Annotated in this window: 13 protein-coding genes; 8 read left to right on the top strand and 5 right to left on the bottom strand. The window is 71.0% G+C overall.

The features are described from left to right. Positions 1-25: 25 nt before the first annotated feature. Positions 26-1591, bottom strand: a complete 1566-nt coding sequence (locus OHN19_RS08305) for an alpha/beta fold hydrolase (RefSeq protein WP_330263543.1) — start codon at positions 1589-1591, stop codon at positions 26-28. 116 nt (positions 1592-1707) lie between these two features. Continuing rightward, positions 1708-2466: a hypothetical protein gene (locus tag OHN19_RS08300; protein ID WP_330263542.1), complete on the bottom strand. Its 759-nt coding sequence runs from the start codon at positions 2464-2466 to the stop codon at positions 1708-1710. Positions 2467-2610: 144 nt separating this feature from the next. Here OHN19_RS08300 and ggt point away from each other — a divergent pair, with 144 nt between their 5' ends. Further along, complete coding sequence (gene ggt / locus OHN19_RS08295; RefSeq protein WP_330263541.1) at positions 2611-4407, top strand: gamma-glutamyltransferase; 1797 nt, start codon at positions 2611-2613, stop codon at positions 4405-4407. A gap of 46 nt (positions 4408-4453) precedes the next feature. Here ggt and OHN19_RS08290 read toward each other — a convergent pair whose 3' ends face one another. The 3 genes from OHN19_RS08290 to map all read right to left on the bottom strand — a co-directional run bounded on the left by OHN19_RS08290 (position 4454) and on the right by map (position 8589). After that, positions 4454-6979: an ATP-dependent Clp protease ATP-binding subunit gene (locus OHN19_RS08290; protein WP_330263540.1), complete on the bottom strand. Its 2526-nt coding sequence runs from the start codon at positions 6977-6979 to the stop codon at positions 4454-4456. A 120-nt stretch (positions 6980-7099) separates the two neighbouring features. Then, positions 7100-7777, bottom strand: a complete 678-nt coding sequence (locus OHN19_RS08285) for a sporulation protein (protein ID WP_330263539.1) — start codon at positions 7775-7777, stop codon at positions 7100-7102. Positions 7778-7821: 44 nt separating this feature from the next. After that, entirely contained in the window at positions 7822-8589 is a 768-nt protein-coding gene (gene map / locus OHN19_RS08280; RefSeq protein WP_330263538.1) for a type I methionyl aminopeptidase, read from the bottom strand. 33 nt (positions 8590-8622) lie between these two features. Between map and OHN19_RS08275 the strand changes: the two genes are divergently transcribed. From OHN19_RS08275 to hydA, 7 genes are all read left to right on the top strand, one after another. Further along, positions 8623-8874, top strand: coding sequence for a helix-turn-helix transcriptional regulator (locus OHN19_RS08275; RefSeq protein ID WP_330263537.1), 252 nt, complete (start codon positions 8623-8625; stop codon positions 8872-8874). A gap of 134 nt (positions 8875-9008) precedes the next feature. Then, positions 9009-10784 (top strand): hypothetical protein, encoded by a 1776-nt coding sequence (locus OHN19_RS08270; RefSeq protein ID WP_330263536.1) that lies wholly within the window; start codon positions 9009-9011, stop codon positions 10782-10784. Between the two features lie 180 nt (positions 10785-10964). Beyond that, on the top strand, positions 10965-11807 hold the full coding sequence (locus tag OHN19_RS08265) for a nitrilase-related carbon-nitrogen hydrolase (RefSeq protein ID WP_330263535.1): 843 nt from the start codon (positions 10965-10967) through the stop codon (positions 11805-11807). Then, positions 11804-13093 (top strand): aspartate aminotransferase family protein, encoded by a 1290-nt coding sequence (locus tag OHN19_RS08260; RefSeq protein WP_330263534.1) that lies wholly within the window; start codon positions 11804-11806, stop codon positions 13091-13093. Before OHN19_RS08265 ends, OHN19_RS08260 begins: the two co-directional genes overlap by 4 nt. A gap of 23 nt (positions 13094-13116) precedes the next feature. Then, positions 13117-14679 carry a PucR family transcriptional regulator gene (locus tag OHN19_RS08255; protein WP_330263533.1) on the top strand — a complete coding sequence of 521 codons (1563 nt, stop codon included), beginning with the start codon at positions 13117-13119 and terminating at the stop codon, positions 14677-14679. Positions 14680-14834: 155 nt separating this feature from the next. After that, positions 14835-15677, top strand: coding sequence for a nitrilase-related carbon-nitrogen hydrolase (locus tag OHN19_RS08250; RefSeq protein ID WP_330263532.1), 843 nt, complete (start codon positions 14835-14837; stop codon positions 15675-15677). A gap of 124 nt (positions 15678-15801) precedes the next feature. Continuing rightward, positions 15802-17205, top strand: coding sequence for a dihydropyrimidinase (hydA, locus tag OHN19_RS08245; protein WP_330263531.1), 1404 nt, complete (start codon positions 15802-15804; stop codon positions 17203-17205). Positions 17206-17216: the final 11 nt, after the last annotated feature.

Genomic DNA, 17216 nt, shown 5'->3' with positions numbered 1-17216 from the left:
ATACCCGCCCGGCGCCGGCCGGAGATCACTGCTCGCGCAGCGGAATCGACACGTACGACGGGTCGTTCGCCGGCGAGGAGAAGGTCAGCTGAGCGCCGGACGGGTTGTGCTCGATGTAGAGCGGGTCGACCGTGTCGACCACCAGGGCGAGACGGTGCCCTGCCGGGACGTCGTAGGCCGTGGAGAACAGCTCCAGGTCGACGTCGAACGGCTTCCCGGGCGTCCGCCCGTGGAAGGTGTACGGCGCGTGGGAGACCAGCTTGCCGAGGCCGAGCGGCCCCACGTCGTACAGGTAGGCGACGAGGGTGCCGCTCTCCTTGGTGGGGGTGAGCGTGGTGTGCAACTCGGCCGTGCCGCGCACCTGTTGTGCGGTGGCGTACTTGCCCGACTGCCATACGGCGGCCCAGCGGCGGGGCAGCAGGGGGATCGAGGCGACCGGGGGAACCCGGGCGATCTGGTCGAGGATGCTGGACAGGAAGACGATCCCGCCGTCCGCGCCCGAGTCCACGTTGGTGTGGATCGTGGTGGTGCCCGCCAGGGCGATCTTCTTCCGCGTGGCGCCGACGGACTTCCAGTCCGGGTAGCCCTCGTAGCCGCCCGTGGAACGGGACTTGAGCCGGACCGGCTCCTCGCGGTCGATCCCGTTGTCCTCGCCCTTGAGGTAGTGGTCGAACCAGCGCTCGGTGTCGGTCCACACGTCGTTGGGCAGGCCGAACAGCCCGGTCAGCTCGGCCGTGGCATGGTCGCCGGGCCGGAACTCCAGTCTCTTCGGGCCCGTCAGCTTCTCGTAGAAGTCGGCGGACTGGTTGGGCGCGAAGACCGTGTCACCCCACGCGTTGGCCATCATGACCGCCGCGCCGTTCTGGTTGAGTTGGTCCACGTAGGTCGCGGCAGAACGTTTCTTCCCCCAGTCGATCATCTCCTGTTCCTTCGACAGGTTCGACGCGTAGAAGTTGTCGAAGATCTGCCGGATCTCGGGGCTCTGACGGCCGGTGACCAGGCTGGCGCCGTCCAGCACGGCGCCGGCCTGGACGTGCTGGGTGCGGCCGGAGTAGATCGAGTCGATCAGGTCGGCCCAGCCGCTCAGGGCGGCGACCGCCTTGACGCGCTTGTCCTGGGCGGCGGTGATCAGGCTGATGCCGGCGCCGTACGAGACGCCCGCCATGCCGATGCGCCGGGCGTCGGAAGGGGTGTTGGCGAGTGCCCAGTCGATGACCTTGGACGCGTCGGCTATGTCGGGCGGGCCCGCGACTTCTATTTCCCCGCCCGATTGCCAGAACCCGCGCACGTTGTAACTGACCACGATGTAACCGGAGTTCGCGAGCTTCTGGGCCTGGGCGAGGTACTCGACCTGGGGCAGGCCCCAACTCGTGGGCAGGACGAGCAGCGGGTAGCGCCGGGTGCCGTCGGCTCCGGAGGGTGTGACGACGTTGGCCTTGAGGACGGTGCCGCCGTCACCGGCGATGTCGACGAAGCGGACGGCGTCCGCCGCCTGCGCGGTCGGGGCGAGTCCGAGGGCGCTACCGGCGATCAGAGTCGCGGAGACGGCGCCCACGGTGGTCGTACGCAGGGCCTTGCGAGGGTGTCCCACGGGTCACTCCCTACTCGTGTCAGTGCAAAGTGACCAGACGGTAACCTCGCCCGCTTACCGCAAGTAACCCGTCGGTAAGTTACGTGGGAGTAACGATTGTTGTGGTGTGAATCAATTCAGGAGGCGCGGTGGGAGTTCCGTGGAGCCGCGGCCGCCGGAAGCGGCGTCTTGGCCTCCCGTGTCACGTCCGCGACCAGCTCCACGACATCCGGCCCGTACGCCCCCGAGTTGACCACCCGCAGCAGCAGTACGAAGGTGCTGTCGCCGTACTTGCGGGTCAACCGCTCGTGGTTGCGGGCGAGATAGCGGGTCGCGGCCTGGTTGGTGATCGCGGTCTGACCGCAGAAGAGGAACACCGGCCGGGTGCCGTTGCTCTGCTCGACGGTGAGCCGGCCGAGCAGGGCGTACTCGGACTTGCCGACCTCCACCCGGTAGCGCTCGGTGCCCACCTGGAAGGCGCCGCGGTCGGGGCTCGGCTCGGCGTCGACGTTCACCCGGACACCGGGCAGCAGGGAGGAAAGGTGTGCCGCCATACGGCGGTTGGAGGCCGGGCCGCCCACGCAGAACTCGGTGCGCTCGCCGAAGCCCTGGCGTGCCGCGTCGTGCGGGAGGACCTGGGCGTGGGCGTTGCAGTCCTTGATGAGCGCGGCGAGTTCGAGCAGGGCGAACACGTCGTAGCGCATCACCGCGAGGTCCGGGCCGCTCGCGCCGCGGTTGACGACCAGCAGCGACTCGGAGTTGTCCGGCAGCCCGAAGAAGGCCTGCTTGCGGCGGAGTTTCCGCTTCCACAAGTACGTACGGGCAAGCCAGCCGAGCGTGGCGCTGATGCCGGCCGCCACCACGCCCAGGACGATGTTGCGCACGTCGTCATTCATGTGCGCGCATGCTAGCGGGCCGACACCGCTGGTACGTACCGGTGTTCGAAGTGTGGCATTCGCATGACACCTGTCCCGAGGAGGGGTGTCGGTGCCCCGGGGATGTGGTTACGCTGCGCGGACGGTCCTGGACTGGAGGTACGGATGCGTCGCCCTGTCGCGCGGAAACTGTCGGTCCTGGCGGTCTCGGCCGCCGTCGTGTCGGTGGGGGCGGCGGCGCCGCCGCAGGCCACCTCGGCACCGCAGAAAGTACCCGTCGCCGTCGGCTACGGGGGTGCCGTCTCCAGCGTCGACGCGGACGCCTCCGCCGCCGGCATCGAAGTCCTCAGGAAGGGCGGCAACGCGGTCGACGCGGCCGTCGCCACCGCCGCCGCGCTCGGCGTCACCGAGCCGTACTCCTCGGGCATCGGCGGGGGCGGCTACTTCGTCTACTACGACGCCAAGTCCCGCAGCGTCCACACCATCGACGGCCGCGAGACGGCACCGCTGACCGCCGACGAGAACCTGTTCGTGGAGAACGGCAAGCCGCTCGCCTTCGCCGACGCCGTCAGCAGCGGACTGAGCGTGGGAACGCCGGGCACCCCCGCCACCTGGGCCACCGCGCTCGGCAAGTGGGGCAGCAGATCCCTCGGCACCGTCCTCAAGCCCGCCGAGCGGATCGCGCGGAACGGGTTCGTCGTGGACGACACCTTCCGTTCGCAGACCGCCTCCAACGAGACGCGGTTCCGGTACTTCCCCGACACCGCGAAGCTGTTCCTGCCCGGCGGTCAGCTGCCGGTCGTCGGGTCGACCTTCAAGAACCCCGATCTCGCCCGCACCTACGCGGAGTTGGGACGCAAGGGCGTCGGCGCGATCTACCACGGCGACCTCGGCGACGACATCGTCGACACCGTGAACCACCCGCCGGTGGACCCGGCCTCGGGCTGGAACGCACGGCCGGGTGACCTCTCCGAGAAGGACCTCGCCGCCTACCGGGCCAAGCTCCAGAAGCCCACCAAGACCTCCTACCGTGGGCTCGGCGTCTACTCCATCGCGCCCTCCTCCTCCGGCGGCACGACCGTCGGTGAGGCCCTCAACATCCTTGAGCACACCGACCTTTCGAAGGCCAGTGAGGTCCAGTACCTCCATCACTTCATCGAGGCAAGCCGGATCTCCTTCGCGGACCGGGGGCGCTGGGTCGGCGACCCCGCCTTCGAGGACGTACCGACGAAGGGGCTGCTGTCGCAGAAGTTCGCCGACTCGCGGGCCTGCCTCATCAAGGACGACGCGGTGCTCCAGAGTCCGCTGGCGCCCGGTGACCCGCGGCATCCGGCGGGCTGCACGAATCGGGGCACTGCGGCTCCGACGACGTACGAGGGCGAGAACACCACGCATCTGACGGTGGCCGACAAGTGGGGGAACGTCGTCTCCTACACGCTGACCATCGAGCAGACCGGCGGCAGCGCGATCACCGTGCCCGGGCGCGGGTTCATCCTCAACAACGAGCTGACGGACTTCTCGTTCACGCCGGCGAACCCTGCCGTGCACGACCCGAACCTGCCCGGCCCCGGCAAGCGGCCGCGGTCGTCGATCTCGCCGACGATCGTGCTCGACCGCAACAACAAGCCTGTGGTGGCGCTGGGTTCACCCGGTGGGGCGACCATCATCACCACCGTGCTCCAGGTGCTGACCGAGTTCGTGGACCGTGGGTTGCCGCTGGTGGACGCGATCGCGGCGCCTCGGGCGAGTCAGCGGAACGCTGCGCAGACCGAGCTGGAGCCGGCGCTGTACAGCAGTGGGGCGCGGTCTCAACTGGAGGCCATCGGGCACTCGTTCAAGCTGAATCCCGAGATCGGGGCGGCGACTGGTGTTCAGCGGTTGCCGGGTGGGAAGTGGCTTGCCGCTGCTGAGACGGTTCGGCGGGGTGGGGGGTCTGCGCAAGTGGTGTACCCCGCGCCGTAGTCGCCTGCGGGTGCGTGGGGGGCTGGTCGCGCAGTCCCCCGCGCCCCTAAAGGGGCGCCCCCGCCGACCGGAACTTCAAAGAACCCGCTTCTGTGTCCACCGTCACCCGGTCGCCGTCCTTGATCGTGCCGTCCAGGAGCAGGCGGGACAGCTGGTTGTCCACCTCCCGCTGGATCGTGCGGCGCAACGGGCGGGCGCCGTACTCCGGTTGGTAGCCGCGTTCCGCGAGCCAGTCGACCGCGCTGTCGGTGAAGGTGACCGTGACGCCCTGGGCCCGGAGCAGGCGGCGGGTGCTCTGCAGCAACAGCTCGGTGATCTGGCGTAGTTGCTCCCCCGTGAGCTGGCGGAAAACGACCACCTCGTCGATGCGGTTGAGGAACTCCGGGCGGAAGTGGTCCCGCAGGGGGCGCAGGACCTGCTCCCGGCGGGCCTCCTCGTCCGTGCCGCCCGACCCGAAGCCGATGCCCGCGCCCCGCCGCGTGATCGCCTCCGAGCCCAGGTTGCTGGTCATGACGATCACCGTGTTGGTGAAGTCGACCGTGCGGCCCTGCGAGTCGGTGAGGCGGCCGTCGTCGAGGACCTGGAGGAGGATGTTGAAGACGTCCGGGTGGGCCTTCTCCACCTCGTCCAAAAGGAGCAGCGAGTACGGGTGCCTGCGGACGACCTCCGTCAGCTGGCCCGCCTCCTCGTGGCCGACGTAGCCGGGCGGGGCGCCGATCAGACGGCTGACGGTGTGGCGCTCCTGGTACTCGCTCATGTCGAGGCGGACCATGCGCTCCTCGCTGCCGAACAGGGACTCGGCCAGGGCGCGGGCCAGTTCGGTCTTGCCGACGCCGGTCGGGCCGAGGAAGAGGAAGCTGCCGATCGGCCGGTCCGGGCTGGCGAGGCCCGCGCGGGAGCGCAGGACCGCGTCGGAGACGACGCGTACGGCCTCGTCCTGGCCGACCACCCGCTCGTGCAGGTGTTGCTCCAGGCCGAGCAGCCGGTCCTTCTCCTCCTCGGTGAGGCTGCTGACCGGGATGCCGGTCAGCCGGGACACCACGTGGGCGACGGCCTCGGCGGTGACCTCCAGGTGCTGGCCCTCGTCGGCCTCGTCGCCTCCGGTGGCCTCGGCGATCCGCTGCTTCAACTCGGCGATGCGGTCCCGTAGTTGCGTGGCCTGCTCGTACTGCTCGTCGGCGACCGCCTGGTCCTTGTCCCGGCTCAGCTGCTCGACCTCGCGCTCCAGGGCCCGTACATCCGTGCCCTTGGTGCGCGCCCGCAGCCGTACGCGTGCTCCTGCCTGGTCGATGAGGTCGATCGCCTTGTCCGGCAGCCGGCGGTCGGTGAGATAGCGGTCGGAGAGCTCGACGGCCGCCACCAGCGCCTCGTCGGTGTAGCGGACCTGGTGGTGGGCCTCGTAGCGGTCGCTGAGGCCGCGCAGGATCTCGATCGCGTCCGCCACGGTGGGTTCCGGGACCAGGATCGGCTGGAAACGGCGGGCCAGGGCCGCGTCCTTCTCGATCCGGCGGAACTCCTCCAGCGTGGTCGCGCCCACGATGTGCAGCTCACCGCGGGCCAGTGCGGGCTTGAGGATGTTGCCGGCGTCCAGGGAGCCGCCCTCACCGCCCCCGCCCGCGCCGACGACGGTGTGCAGTTCGTCGATGAAGACGATCAGCCGGTCGGAGTTGTCGCGGATCTCGCCCACGATGTTCGTCAGGCGCTCCTCGAAGTCGCCCCGGTAGCGGGTGCCGGCGACCACACCGGTCAGGTCGAGGGCGAAGACCCGCCGCCCGGTCAGTACGTCGGGCACGTCCCCGTCGACGATCCGCTGGGCCAGGCCCTCCACGATCGCGGTCTTGCCGACGCCCGCGTCCCCGATGAGCACCGGGTTGTTCTTGCCGCGCCGGGACAGCACCTCGATGGTCTGCTCGATCTCGTCGTCCCGGCCGATCACCGGGTCGATACGGCCCTGGCGGGCGAGGTCGGTGAGGTCGCGGCCGTACTTGTCGAGGGTGGGGGTGCTCGTGGTGCGCTGTGCCTCGGCGCGGGGCTGTCCGGCGTCCGGGGTCGCCTCGGGAGGCAGACCGGTGGGGGCGAAGCGGGCCGAGTTCAGGATGTGGCCGGCTGCCGAGTCCGGGTTCGCGGCCAGGGCGCTCAGCACGTGCTCCGGGCCGATGTAGCCGGCGCCCCGGGCCCGGGCCAGTTCGTGCGCGTCCAGCAGGGCCCGCTTGGCGGCCGGGGTCAGCGACAGCGAGGTCGGCGGCGGGGCCTCCTCCGGCTGGTGCTGGACCGGGCCGGAGCGTTCGTCGATCTCCGAGGCCAGCGAGTCGGGATCGGCGCCCGCCCGGCTCAGCAGGGTCCGGGTCGGCTCGGCGGCGAGCGCGGCCCGCAGCAGGTGCTGGGTGTCCAGGTCCCGGCTGCCGTGCTCGGCGGCGTACTGCGCGGCCCCCTGCACCAGCTCCCGGGCCGGCTGGCTCAGCAGCTGGCCGATGTTGATCTGCCGGGGACCGGGACGCGGTCCGCCGAAGAAACGGGCGAGGAACTCTCCGAAGGCGTCATAGCCTTCCGATCCGCTGAATCCGCTGGTCATAGCGTTCCCATCCGGCAACCCCGCGCGGGCCGGGGTGCCCTCGCTGATCGATGTGCCGGGGCCGGGTAACCCGGGTGTCAGCCGGTTACACCTTCGCACGGATGGGTGAGTGGGGCACTTTCAGCGATCGTCCAGCAGGGCCAGTTCGCTGAGGACCTTGCCGACCCGCGGCCGCCAGTCGACCGTGCCGACCTCGTGGTGGGCGGCGGGGAGGCGGCGGGCCGGGGGCTTGTCCTCCCAGTACCGCTCGTCGGGGGCGGCACGCCGGACATGCACCATCGCGCCGACGGCGTTGGTCTGGAAGGTGACCTCCAGGGCGTCCGGCCGGTCAGGATCGGGGGAGTGGCCGGTGAGCCGGAAGGTCTGGATGATGCCGAGACGCTGCTCGGTGCCCGGCACGTCGCCCTCGACGACGTCCGCCGCGTCGCAGAGACAGCCCTCCTCCGCGAACAGGTCGAGGACCGCCTCGTGCAGCGGCAGCGCCGAGACGTGCAGCAGGTCGTCGTCGACCTCGATGCCGTCACCGTCGTCGCCGCGCGCGATCCGGCTCTTCACGGAGAGGGCGACGCCCAGCGCCCGTCCGCCGAGTTCGCTCAGCGGGGTCTCCAGGGCAGCCGCTCCGCGAAGGTCAGCCGCCGCTCCTCGCCCGAGATGGTCGACGTACGTCTCGCGCGGCCCGCCCCTGAGCAGGACCTCGCCCCTCAACTCCCCGCCCGGCAGCGCCGGTCCGAGGATCCGCGTGTCCACCTCGATCGCCTCGCCCGGATCCCCCGTCCCGAACAGCCGCTTGAAACCCACGTGCGCCCCTCCCCGAGCCCGCGATCTTCAGGGCGCACCTTGACTCAGCGTGCGGTCAGTACCCGTGGACCGGTGTTCGTGACGGCCACGGTGTGCTCGACGTGCGCCGCCCGTGAGCCGTCGTCCGTCTTCAGGGTCCAGCCGTCCGGCGCCGCGTGGTACGCGTCGGTGCCACCCGCGATGAGCATCGGCTCGAGGGCGAGCACCATGCCGTGCCGCAGGGCGAGCCCCCGCCCGGGGCGCCCCTCGTTGGGGACCGGCGGGTCCTCGTGCATACGGCGGCCGATGCCGTGGCCGCCGAAGTCGTCCATGATGCCGTAGCCCCCGGCCCGGCACACCGTGCCGATCGCGTGCGCGATGTCCCCGATGCGGTTGCCCACGACCGCGGCCTCGATCCCGGCCGCCAGGGCCCGCTCGGCGGTCTCGATCAGCCGTACGTCCTCGGGACGCGGCCGGCCGACCGTGAAGCTGATCGCCGAGTCGCCCGCCCAGCCGCCGAGTTGGGCACCGCAGTCGATCGAGACGAGGTCGCCGTCGCGCAGCCGGTAACCGGTCGGGATGCCGTGCACGATCGCGTCGTTCACGGAGGCGCAGATGACGGCGGGGAAGGGGGTGGTCGCGAAGGTGGGCCGGTAGCCGAGGAAGGGCGAGGACGCCCCGGCCTCCCGCAGCACCCCGCGCGCCACCTCGTCCAGCTCCAGCAGGGACACGCCCACGTCAGCGGCCTTCTCCACGGCTGTCAGTGCACGCCCGACGACCTGTCCCGCCTCGTGCATGGCATCCATCGATGTGTCCGTCTTCAGTTCCACCATGCCAATTACTATACCGGTATTAGAATGGGGGGCATGGTGCGCACCCCTCTCACCCCCGAAGAACGCGAACGCGGCGAGCGGCTCGGTCGGCTGCTGCGCGAGGCGCGTGGCGGCCGCAGCATGACCGAGGTCGCGGCGAGCGCCGGGATCTCCGCGGAGACCCTCCGGAAGATCGAGACCGGGCGGGCGCCGACCCCGGCGTTCTTCACGGTCGCCGCGCTCGCCAGGGCGCTCGGCCTGTCGATGGACGAGCTGGCCCAACTGTGTGAGTTGGCGGGTGTGTGACGGGAGTTCGCTCAGCGGTCGGGGCCGTGCCAGGAGACTCCTGCTGCTGCTTTGAAAACTCGCCGTAGCCCGTTCGTAACACTGCTGGTGTTCGCTTACGGACCGGAGTGCTCCGGTCTAACGGGAGTTGAGCGATGGCAGTGGATCAACTCCCGGGTCGGGTGCGGGAGTTCGTGGCCTACCTGGACGGTGTGCTGGCGCGTCTGGACCAGGGCGGCGGCTGGTGCGCGGTGTTCTGGCAGCGCGATCCGGACGGTATGCAAGCGTGCCTCGACGGCCGTGAGATCCCGCCCTGGGACGTGGTGGAGGCGCTCATCCAGGACCTCGGTGTGGCCTACGGCTCCGAGGCGGCCCGCGCCGAGGCGGAGCGGGCCCGCCCCCTGCACGCCGCCGCGCAGGCCGCCCACGACGCCCGGCCCGGCGGCCGGGACGCCCTCGGTGACCGCTTCGACGTCATGCTCCGCGAACAGCGCTATGCCGCGGAACGGCAGGCCGAACTGGGCCGCCGGCTCGCGTCGGCCACTACCCAGGAGGAGGCCGACGCCCTCCGTCTCGACCTCGCCTGGGCCCGCGACGACCACGAACGCGCGGTCCGCCGCTGCGCCGAACTCCAGTCCCGCATGACCGCGTTGGACCATCGCACGATGGGCGACCGGGCCGATGTGATCCGACGGGGGCGGGTGAGGGACGAGGGCGCCCTCCGCCGGGACCAGGCCGTTGGGGAAGAGGCATTCCGGCGGGTGCGGGTGGAGGACGCCGGGACGGTCCACCGAGGCCACGACGGGGGCGCAGGGCCGGGGGAGCGGGCCTGGGCCGACGGGCAGGTGAGCGGGGGCGCCGGGGCCGGTGAGCGCGGGGCCGCGGGCCACGGCGACGGCTTCGTGGCCATGCCCCAGCAGCGCGGCACCGCCCCTGCGGCGGCCCCGGAGACGGCCGACACCTCCCACGCACCGCAGCGACCCGCCCCCGCGCCCGCCCCGGCCACCTCACCTGGACCCGGAGCCGCCGAAGGGGTCCACCCCGGGTACGGCACACACCAGCTGAGCGGGACCGGCGCGTTCGAGAGGGCGTACGACCCCCAGCAGGCGCCGACCGCAACCGCCTCCGACCACGCACACGGCGCCGACACCCCCCGACAGTCACCCTCCGCGGCCCCGCCCCCGGCCGCCAAGCAGCGCAAGCGGCGCCGAGGTGGTGCCCGTTTCGCCGGGGTCGGGGAGGCGGAGGCCGGGGGCGTCGTCGTACCCCCGACCGCCGTACCGGATCTGCCCGCCGCGCCCGCCCGACGGGGCCGTACTCCGCGCGGCGCGCGCTTCGCCGGAGCGGTCGACGCGGCGGACGGGCGGACGCAGGAGCAGGCCGCCCCGACGGACACCGGGGACACGGCGCTGCGGGAGACCGCCGACACCGTCGCGACGCTGGTGCGGCTGCGCTCCGAGGGCCGTACCGGCGAGGCGCACGCCCTGCTCGTCGAGGTCGCCCACTGGCCCGCCGACCGCTTCCCGCTGCTCGCCGCGGAGCTCCAGCGCGCCGGGCTGGGCGCCGACTGGGCGACGCTGCTCTGGGAGGCCGCCTCGCTGCCCGCCGAGCGGCTGGTGGCCGCCGCGGACGCCCTGGTCGCGGCGGGGCGGAGCACCGACGGGGAGCAGGTGCTGCGCCAGGGCGTCGCACGGCCCGCCGGGGAGATCGGCGCGGCCGTCCTCGCGCTGGTCGCCGAGGGGCGGCGCCGCGAGGTCTCCGCGCTCCTCGACGCGTACGTCCGCGTCCGCACCCCCGAGGAGGCCGCCCGCAGCGCCGAACCGGACCCGCGGACGCTTGTCCCGCTCCTCCTCACGGCCGCGAAGGCCGTCTCCCAGGAGCGGCACTGGGACCTGGTGCACGCCCTGCGCGTCGCCGGATTCTCCACCTGACAGGTTCCCCACAACCCTGCCGACCGGGCACGTTGCTCCTCCACTGGAGTGTGAAACGTGATCGACTTCGCGGGTTAACGACGATGGTCTTGGCAAGCCTCTCCAGGAGGCTTACGTTCGTCCCTCTACGGTCTGATCTACGGGCGTAGAGGCTCTGACGTCCCGCCGAAGGAGCAGCTCATGGCCAACGTCGTACGTGCCGCTCTGGTCCAGGCCACCTGGACCGGCGACACCGATTCCATGGTGGCGAAACACGAGGAGCACGCCCGCGAGGCGGCCCGACAGGGCGCGAAGATCATCGGGTTCCAGGAAGTGTTCAACGCCCCCTACTTCTGCCAGGTCCAGGACCCCGAGCACTACCGCTGGGCGGAGCCGGTGCCGAACGGCCCCACCACCACGCGTATGCAGGACCTCGCGCGCGAGACCGGCATGGTCGTCGTCGTGCCGGTGTTCGAGGTCGAGCAGTCCGGCTTCTACTACAACACCGCGGTCGTCATCGACGCCGACGGCAGCGTCCTCGGCAAGTACCGCAAGCACCACATCCCGCAGGTCAAGGGCTTCTGGGAGAAGTACTACTTCAAGCCCGGCAACCTCGGCTGGCCGGTCTTCGACACGGCCGTCGGCAAGGTCGGCGTCTACATCTGCTACGACCGCCACTTCCCGGAGGGCTGGCGGCAGCTCGGGCTCAACGGCGCCCAGCTCGTCTACAACCCGTCCGCCACCCACCGGGGCCTGTCCTCCTACCTGTGGCGTCTGGAGCAGCCCGCGGCCGCCGTCGCCAACGAGTACTTCGTCGCCGCCATCAACCGGGTCGGCGTCGAGGAGTACGGCGACAACGACTTCTACGGCACGTCGTACTTCGTCGACCCGCGCGGCCAGTTCGTCGGGGAGACGGCGAGCGACAAGGAGGAGGAACTGGTCGTCCGCGACCTGGACTTCGACCTCATCGAGGAAGTGCGGCAGCAGTGGGCCTTCTACCGCGACCGCCGCCCCGACGCCTACGAAGGGCTGGTGCAGCCGTGACCAAGGACCTGCTGGGACGCCACCGGGCCGTGCTGCCCGACTGGCTCGCCCTGTACTACGAGGAGCCGCTGGAGATCACGCACGGCGAGGGCCGGTACGTCTGGGACTCCGAGGGCAACAGGTACCTCGACTTCTTCGGCGGCATCCTCACCACGATGACCGCGCACGCCCTGCCCGAGATCACCAAGGCGGTCAGCGAGCAGGCCGGGCGGATCATCCACTCCTCGACCCTGTACCTGAACCGGCCGATGGTCGAACTCGCCGAGCGGATCGCCCAGTTGTCCGGCATTCCGGACGCCCGGGTCTTCTTCACCACCTCCGGCACCGAGGCCAACGACACCGCTCTGCTGCTCGCCACGACCTACCGGCGCAGCAACACGATCCTGGCGATGCGCAACAGCTACCACGGCCGCTCCTTCAGCGCGGTCGGCATCACCGGCAACCGCGGCTGGTCGCCCACCTCGCTGTCCCCGCTGCAGACGCTGTACGTCCACGGCGGCGTGCGCACCCGCGGCCCGTACGCCGCCCTCGGCGACGACGACTTCATCGCGGCATGCGTCGACGACCTGAAGGACCTCCTCGGCCACACCCGCCCGCCCGCCGCGCTGATCGCCGAGCCGATCCAGGGCGTCGGCGGCTTCACCTCCCCGCCCGACGGCCTCTACGCCGCCTTCCGTGAGGTGCTGCACGAGCGGGGCATCCTGTGGATCGCCGACGAGGTGCAGACCGGCTGGGGCCGCACCGGCGACCACTTCTGGGGCTGGCAGGCACACGCGCAGTCCGGTCCGCCGGACATCCTCACCTTCGCCAAGGGCATCGGCAACGGCATGTCCATCGGCGGGGTCGTGGCCCGCGCCGAGATCATGAACTGCCTGGACTCCAACAGCATTTCGACGTTCGGCGGCACCCAGATCACCATGGCGGCCGGTCTCGCGAACCTGTCGTACCTCCTGGAGCACGACCTCCAGGGCAACGCCCGGCGGGTCGGCGGGCTGCTGATCGAGCGGCTGCGGGCCGTCGCCGCGCAGGTCCCGGGCGTACGGGAGGTGCGTGGGCGCGGGCTCATGCTCGGCGTCGAGCTGGTCAAACCCGGCACCGACGAGGCCGATCCGCAGGCAGCGTCCGCCGTCCTGGAGGCCGCCCGCGCCGAGGGGCTGCTGCTCGGCAAGGGCGGCGGGCACAACACCAGCGCCCTCAGGATCGCCCCGCCGCTGTCCCTGACCGTCGCGGAGGCCGAAGAGGGCGCCGCGATCCTCGAACACGCTCTGAGGAGCACCATCCAGTAGGTCCACAGCGAGGGAACACCGTCATGAGCACCACCTTGGAGCCCCTGGAGTCCTCGGCGCCGACTCTGTCGGTCCGTCAGGTCCTCATGCTGGAGCGGGTCCTGGCCGGGGAGCCCGAGGTGGTGGCCGGTGCCGGGCAGCTCGACCGGGCCGTGCGCTGGGTGCACGTGGCCGAGGCCGCCGACGTCGGGGTGATGCTCAGCGGCGGCGAGATGGTCCTCACCACCGGAGTGCTGCTCGCGGGTGACGAGAACAAGCAGGCCGAGTACATCCAGTCCCTGCACCGCGCGGAGGCCGCGGCCGTCGTTCTCGGACTCGGTCGCGCCTTCCCGGCCCCGCCGGACGTGATGCGCCGGGCCGCCGAGCGGTGCGGGCTGCCGATGGTCGTCCTCCACCGCCCCTTCCCCTTCGCGGAGTTGACGGAAGAGGTCCAAGCCCGGCTGGTACGGCGGAAGTTCGCCGCCGTCAGCATGTCCGAGGCCGTCCGGACCGCCCTCACCGGGCTCATCACGGCAGGGGCCCCGCTCCAGCGGATGCTCGACGAGATCGCCCACCACAGCGGCTGCCCCGTCGTCGTCACCAACCTCGCGCACCGCGTCCTCGCCACCGCGGGGGAGCGTTCGGCGGTGGACGACGTGCTGCGTGACTGGGAGCGCATCGCCCGCCAGGCCGGCGTCAGCGCGGGCGACGGCTGGATCCGCGCCGAACTCGGCGGGCGCGGGGAGCGCTGGGGCCAGATCATGCTGTGCGGCTACCGCGGCGACACCGCCACCGGACGCCTCCTCGCCGACCGCGCCGCCGAGTCCCTCGTCCTGCACCGCATGCTCGGCGGCACCTCCGCCCACACCTGGGAGGAACAGTCGGCGCAGAGCCTGCTCACCGACCTGGTCAGCGGGGTCGTACCGGCGCGCCAGCTGCTGCCTCGCGCGCGGGCGGCCGGACTGCCGGTCAACCGCCGCACCTTCGTGCCGCTCGTCGTACGGGACGGCGATCCGGCCGAACTCGACCGCGTGCTACGGCTGTTGGGGCTGCCCGGGATCGTCGCCGAGCTCGCCGACGGCGCCACCGCCGTCCTGCTCAGCCTGGCCCGGGACCAGGACGCCACCGTGCTCACGGCGAACTTCGCGGCCCGGTTGACCGGGACGGTCGTGGCGGCGGCCGACCCCCGCGCGGCCTGGGACGACGTGCCCGCCGGTATGCGCGAGGCCCGGCATGTCGCCGACGCCGTCGCGTCCGGGGTGCTCGACCTCCCGGCCGTCGTACGCCTCAAGGACGTCCATCTGCGGGGCCTGATCAGGTTGTTGCGGGACGACCCGCATGTGCAGTCCTTCGCGGAGCGCGAGCTGGACGGGCTGCTGTGCGACACGGGTTCGGGCGCCGCGGACGATCTGCTCGCCGTGCTGCGCACCTATCTCGCCACCGGCCGCAACAAGTCCCGCACCGCCCAGCTCCACCACGTCTCCCGCCCCGCGCTCTACCGGCGCCTGGAGGCGATACAGGGCCGGCTCGGCGTCGACCTCGACGACTTCGAGCAGGCCGCCTCGGTGCACATCGCGCTCCTCGCGCACGACGCGCAACAGAGCTGAAACACGCCACGACCTGGGAAAACGGCGGTGAAACATGGGCCCACGAAAGGGTGACACCGTGGCACGCCACGCCCCCGCAGACGTGACACCGTGCAACTCAAAGCCGCTTTTCCGACTTCCTAGTCTTCTCGCACACCGAGCGACCGGAGGTCCCGATGAGCAGAGTGATTCGTGCCGCCCTCTTCCAGACCGCGTGGACGGGCGACAAGGAGTCGATGATCCAGGTACACGAGCAGGCGGCCCGGGACGCGGCCGCGCAGGGTGCTCAGGTCCTGTGCTTCCAGGAGCTGTTCTACGGGCCGTACTTCTGCCAGGTCCAGGACAAGGCGTTCTACGAGTACGCCGAGCAGATCCCGGACGGGCCGATCGTCAAGCGGTTCCAGGCGCTGGCCAAGGAGCTGGGCATCGTCCTGATCCTGCCGATGTACGAGGAGGAGCAGCCCGGCGTCCTCTACAACACCGCCGCCGTGATCGACGCCGACGGCTCGTACCTCGGCAAGTACCGCAAGCATCACATCCCGCAAGTCCCGGGATTCTGGGAGAAGTTCTACTTCCGCCCCGGCAACCTCGGGTGGCCGGTCTTCGACACCAAGGTCGGGAGGATCGGCGTCTACATCTGCTACGACCGCCACTTCCCGGAGGGCTGGCGGGCGTTGGGCCTCGCGGGCGCCGAGATCGTCTTCAACCCGTCGGCCACCTCGCGCGGTCTCTCGGCCTACCTCTGGCAGCTGGAGCAGCCGGCGGCGGCCGTCGCCAACGAGTACTTCGTGGGCGCGATCAACCGGGTGGGCGTGGAGGAGCTGGGCGACAACGACTTCTACGGCACGACGTACTTCGTCGACCCGGAGGCCCAGTTCGTCGGCGAGGTGGCGAGCGACAAGGAGACCGAACTCGTCGTACGGGACCTGGATCTGAACAAGCTGCGCGAGGTGCGCGACCGCTGGCAGTTCTTCCGCGACCGCCGCCCGGACGCGTATGCGCCGCTGACGGCCCCATAAGACCGACGGTCACACCCGCGCCCCTCAAGGGGCGCGGGGCAGCGTCCATGTGCGGCTCCGCCGCGGGGCGCGACCAGCCACAGACGACCGGCACTGTCCACACAACCGAACGGAGCGTGACCCCATGCCCGGCCGCACCATCATCCGCGGCGGTCTCGTCATCACCGCATCCGACGAAATCCACGCCGACGTCCTGATCGAGGACGGCCGCATCACCGCCCTCGCCGCCACCGGTACGTCCGCTGCCGAGGCATGGACGGCCGACCGCACGATCGACGCCACCGGAAAGTACGTCATCCCCGGTGGCGTCGACGCCCACACCCACATGGAGCTGCCGTTCGGCGGCACCTTCGCCTCCGACACCTTCGAGACCGGCACCCGGGCCGCCGCCTGGGGCGGCACGACGACCATCGTCGACTTCGCGGTGCAGAGCGTCGGCCACACCCTGCGCGAGGGCCTGGACGCCTGGCACGCCAAGGCCGAGGGCAACTGCGCCATCGACTACGGCTTCCACATGATCGTCTCCGATGTGAACCAGGAGACGCTCAAGGAGATGGACCTGCTGGTGGAGGAAGGGGTCACCTCCTTCAAGCAGTTCATGGCCTACCCCGGCGTCTTCTACTCCGACGACGGCCAGATCCTGCGCGCCATGCAGCGCTCCGCCGAGAACGGCGGACTGATCATGATGCACGCCGAGAACGGCATCGCGATCGACGTGCTCGTGGAGCAGGCGCTGGCCCGCGGGGAGACCGACCCGCGCTACCACGGTGAGGTGCGCAAGGCGCTGCTGGAGGCCGAGGCCACCCACCGCGCCATCAAGCTCGCGCAGGTCGCGGGCGCCCCGCTCTACGTCGTGCACGTCTCGGCCATGGAGGCGGTGGCCGAGCTGGCACGCGCACGCGACGAAGGGCTCAACGTCTTCGGCGAGACCTGCCCGCAGTACCTGTTCCTGTCGACGGACAACCTCGCCGAGCCGGACTTCGAGGGCTCGAAGTACGTGTGCTCGACGCCCCTGCGTCCGAAGGAGCACCAGGCCAAGCTGTGGCAGGGCCTGAGGACCAACGATCTCCAGGTCGTCTCCACCGACCACTGCCCCTTCTGCTTCGTGGGCCAGAAGGAGCTCGGCCGGGGCGACTTCTCGAAGATCCCCAACGGCCTCCCCGGCGTCGAGAACCGCATGGACCTGCTCCACCAGGCGGTCGTCGACGGACACATCTCGCGCCGCCGCTGGATCGAGATCGCCTGCGCCACCCCGGCCCGGATGTTCGGCATGTACCCGAAGAAGGGCACCATCGCCCCGGGCGCCGACGCGGACGTCGTGATCTACGACCCGAACGCCGAGCAGATCGTCTCCGCCGAGACCCACCACATGAACGTCGACTACTCGGCGTACGAAGGAAAGCGCCTCACGGGCCGGGTCGAGACGGTCCTCTCACGCGGCGAACTCGTCATCACCGAGCGGGAGTACACCGGGCACGCCGGGCACGGCGCCTACACCCCCCGCTCCACCTGTCAGTACCTCAACTAGGAGTGGCGCCC

This window comes from Streptomyces griseorubiginosus, assembly GCF_036345115.1.
GTDB classification, from domain to species: domain Bacteria; phylum Actinomycetota; class Actinomycetes; order Streptomycetales; family Streptomycetaceae; genus Streptomyces; species Streptomyces griseorubiginosus_C.
The sequence above is the reverse complement of the archived record's forward strand: the minus strand, read 5'-3'. Positions and strand labels throughout refer to the sequence as shown.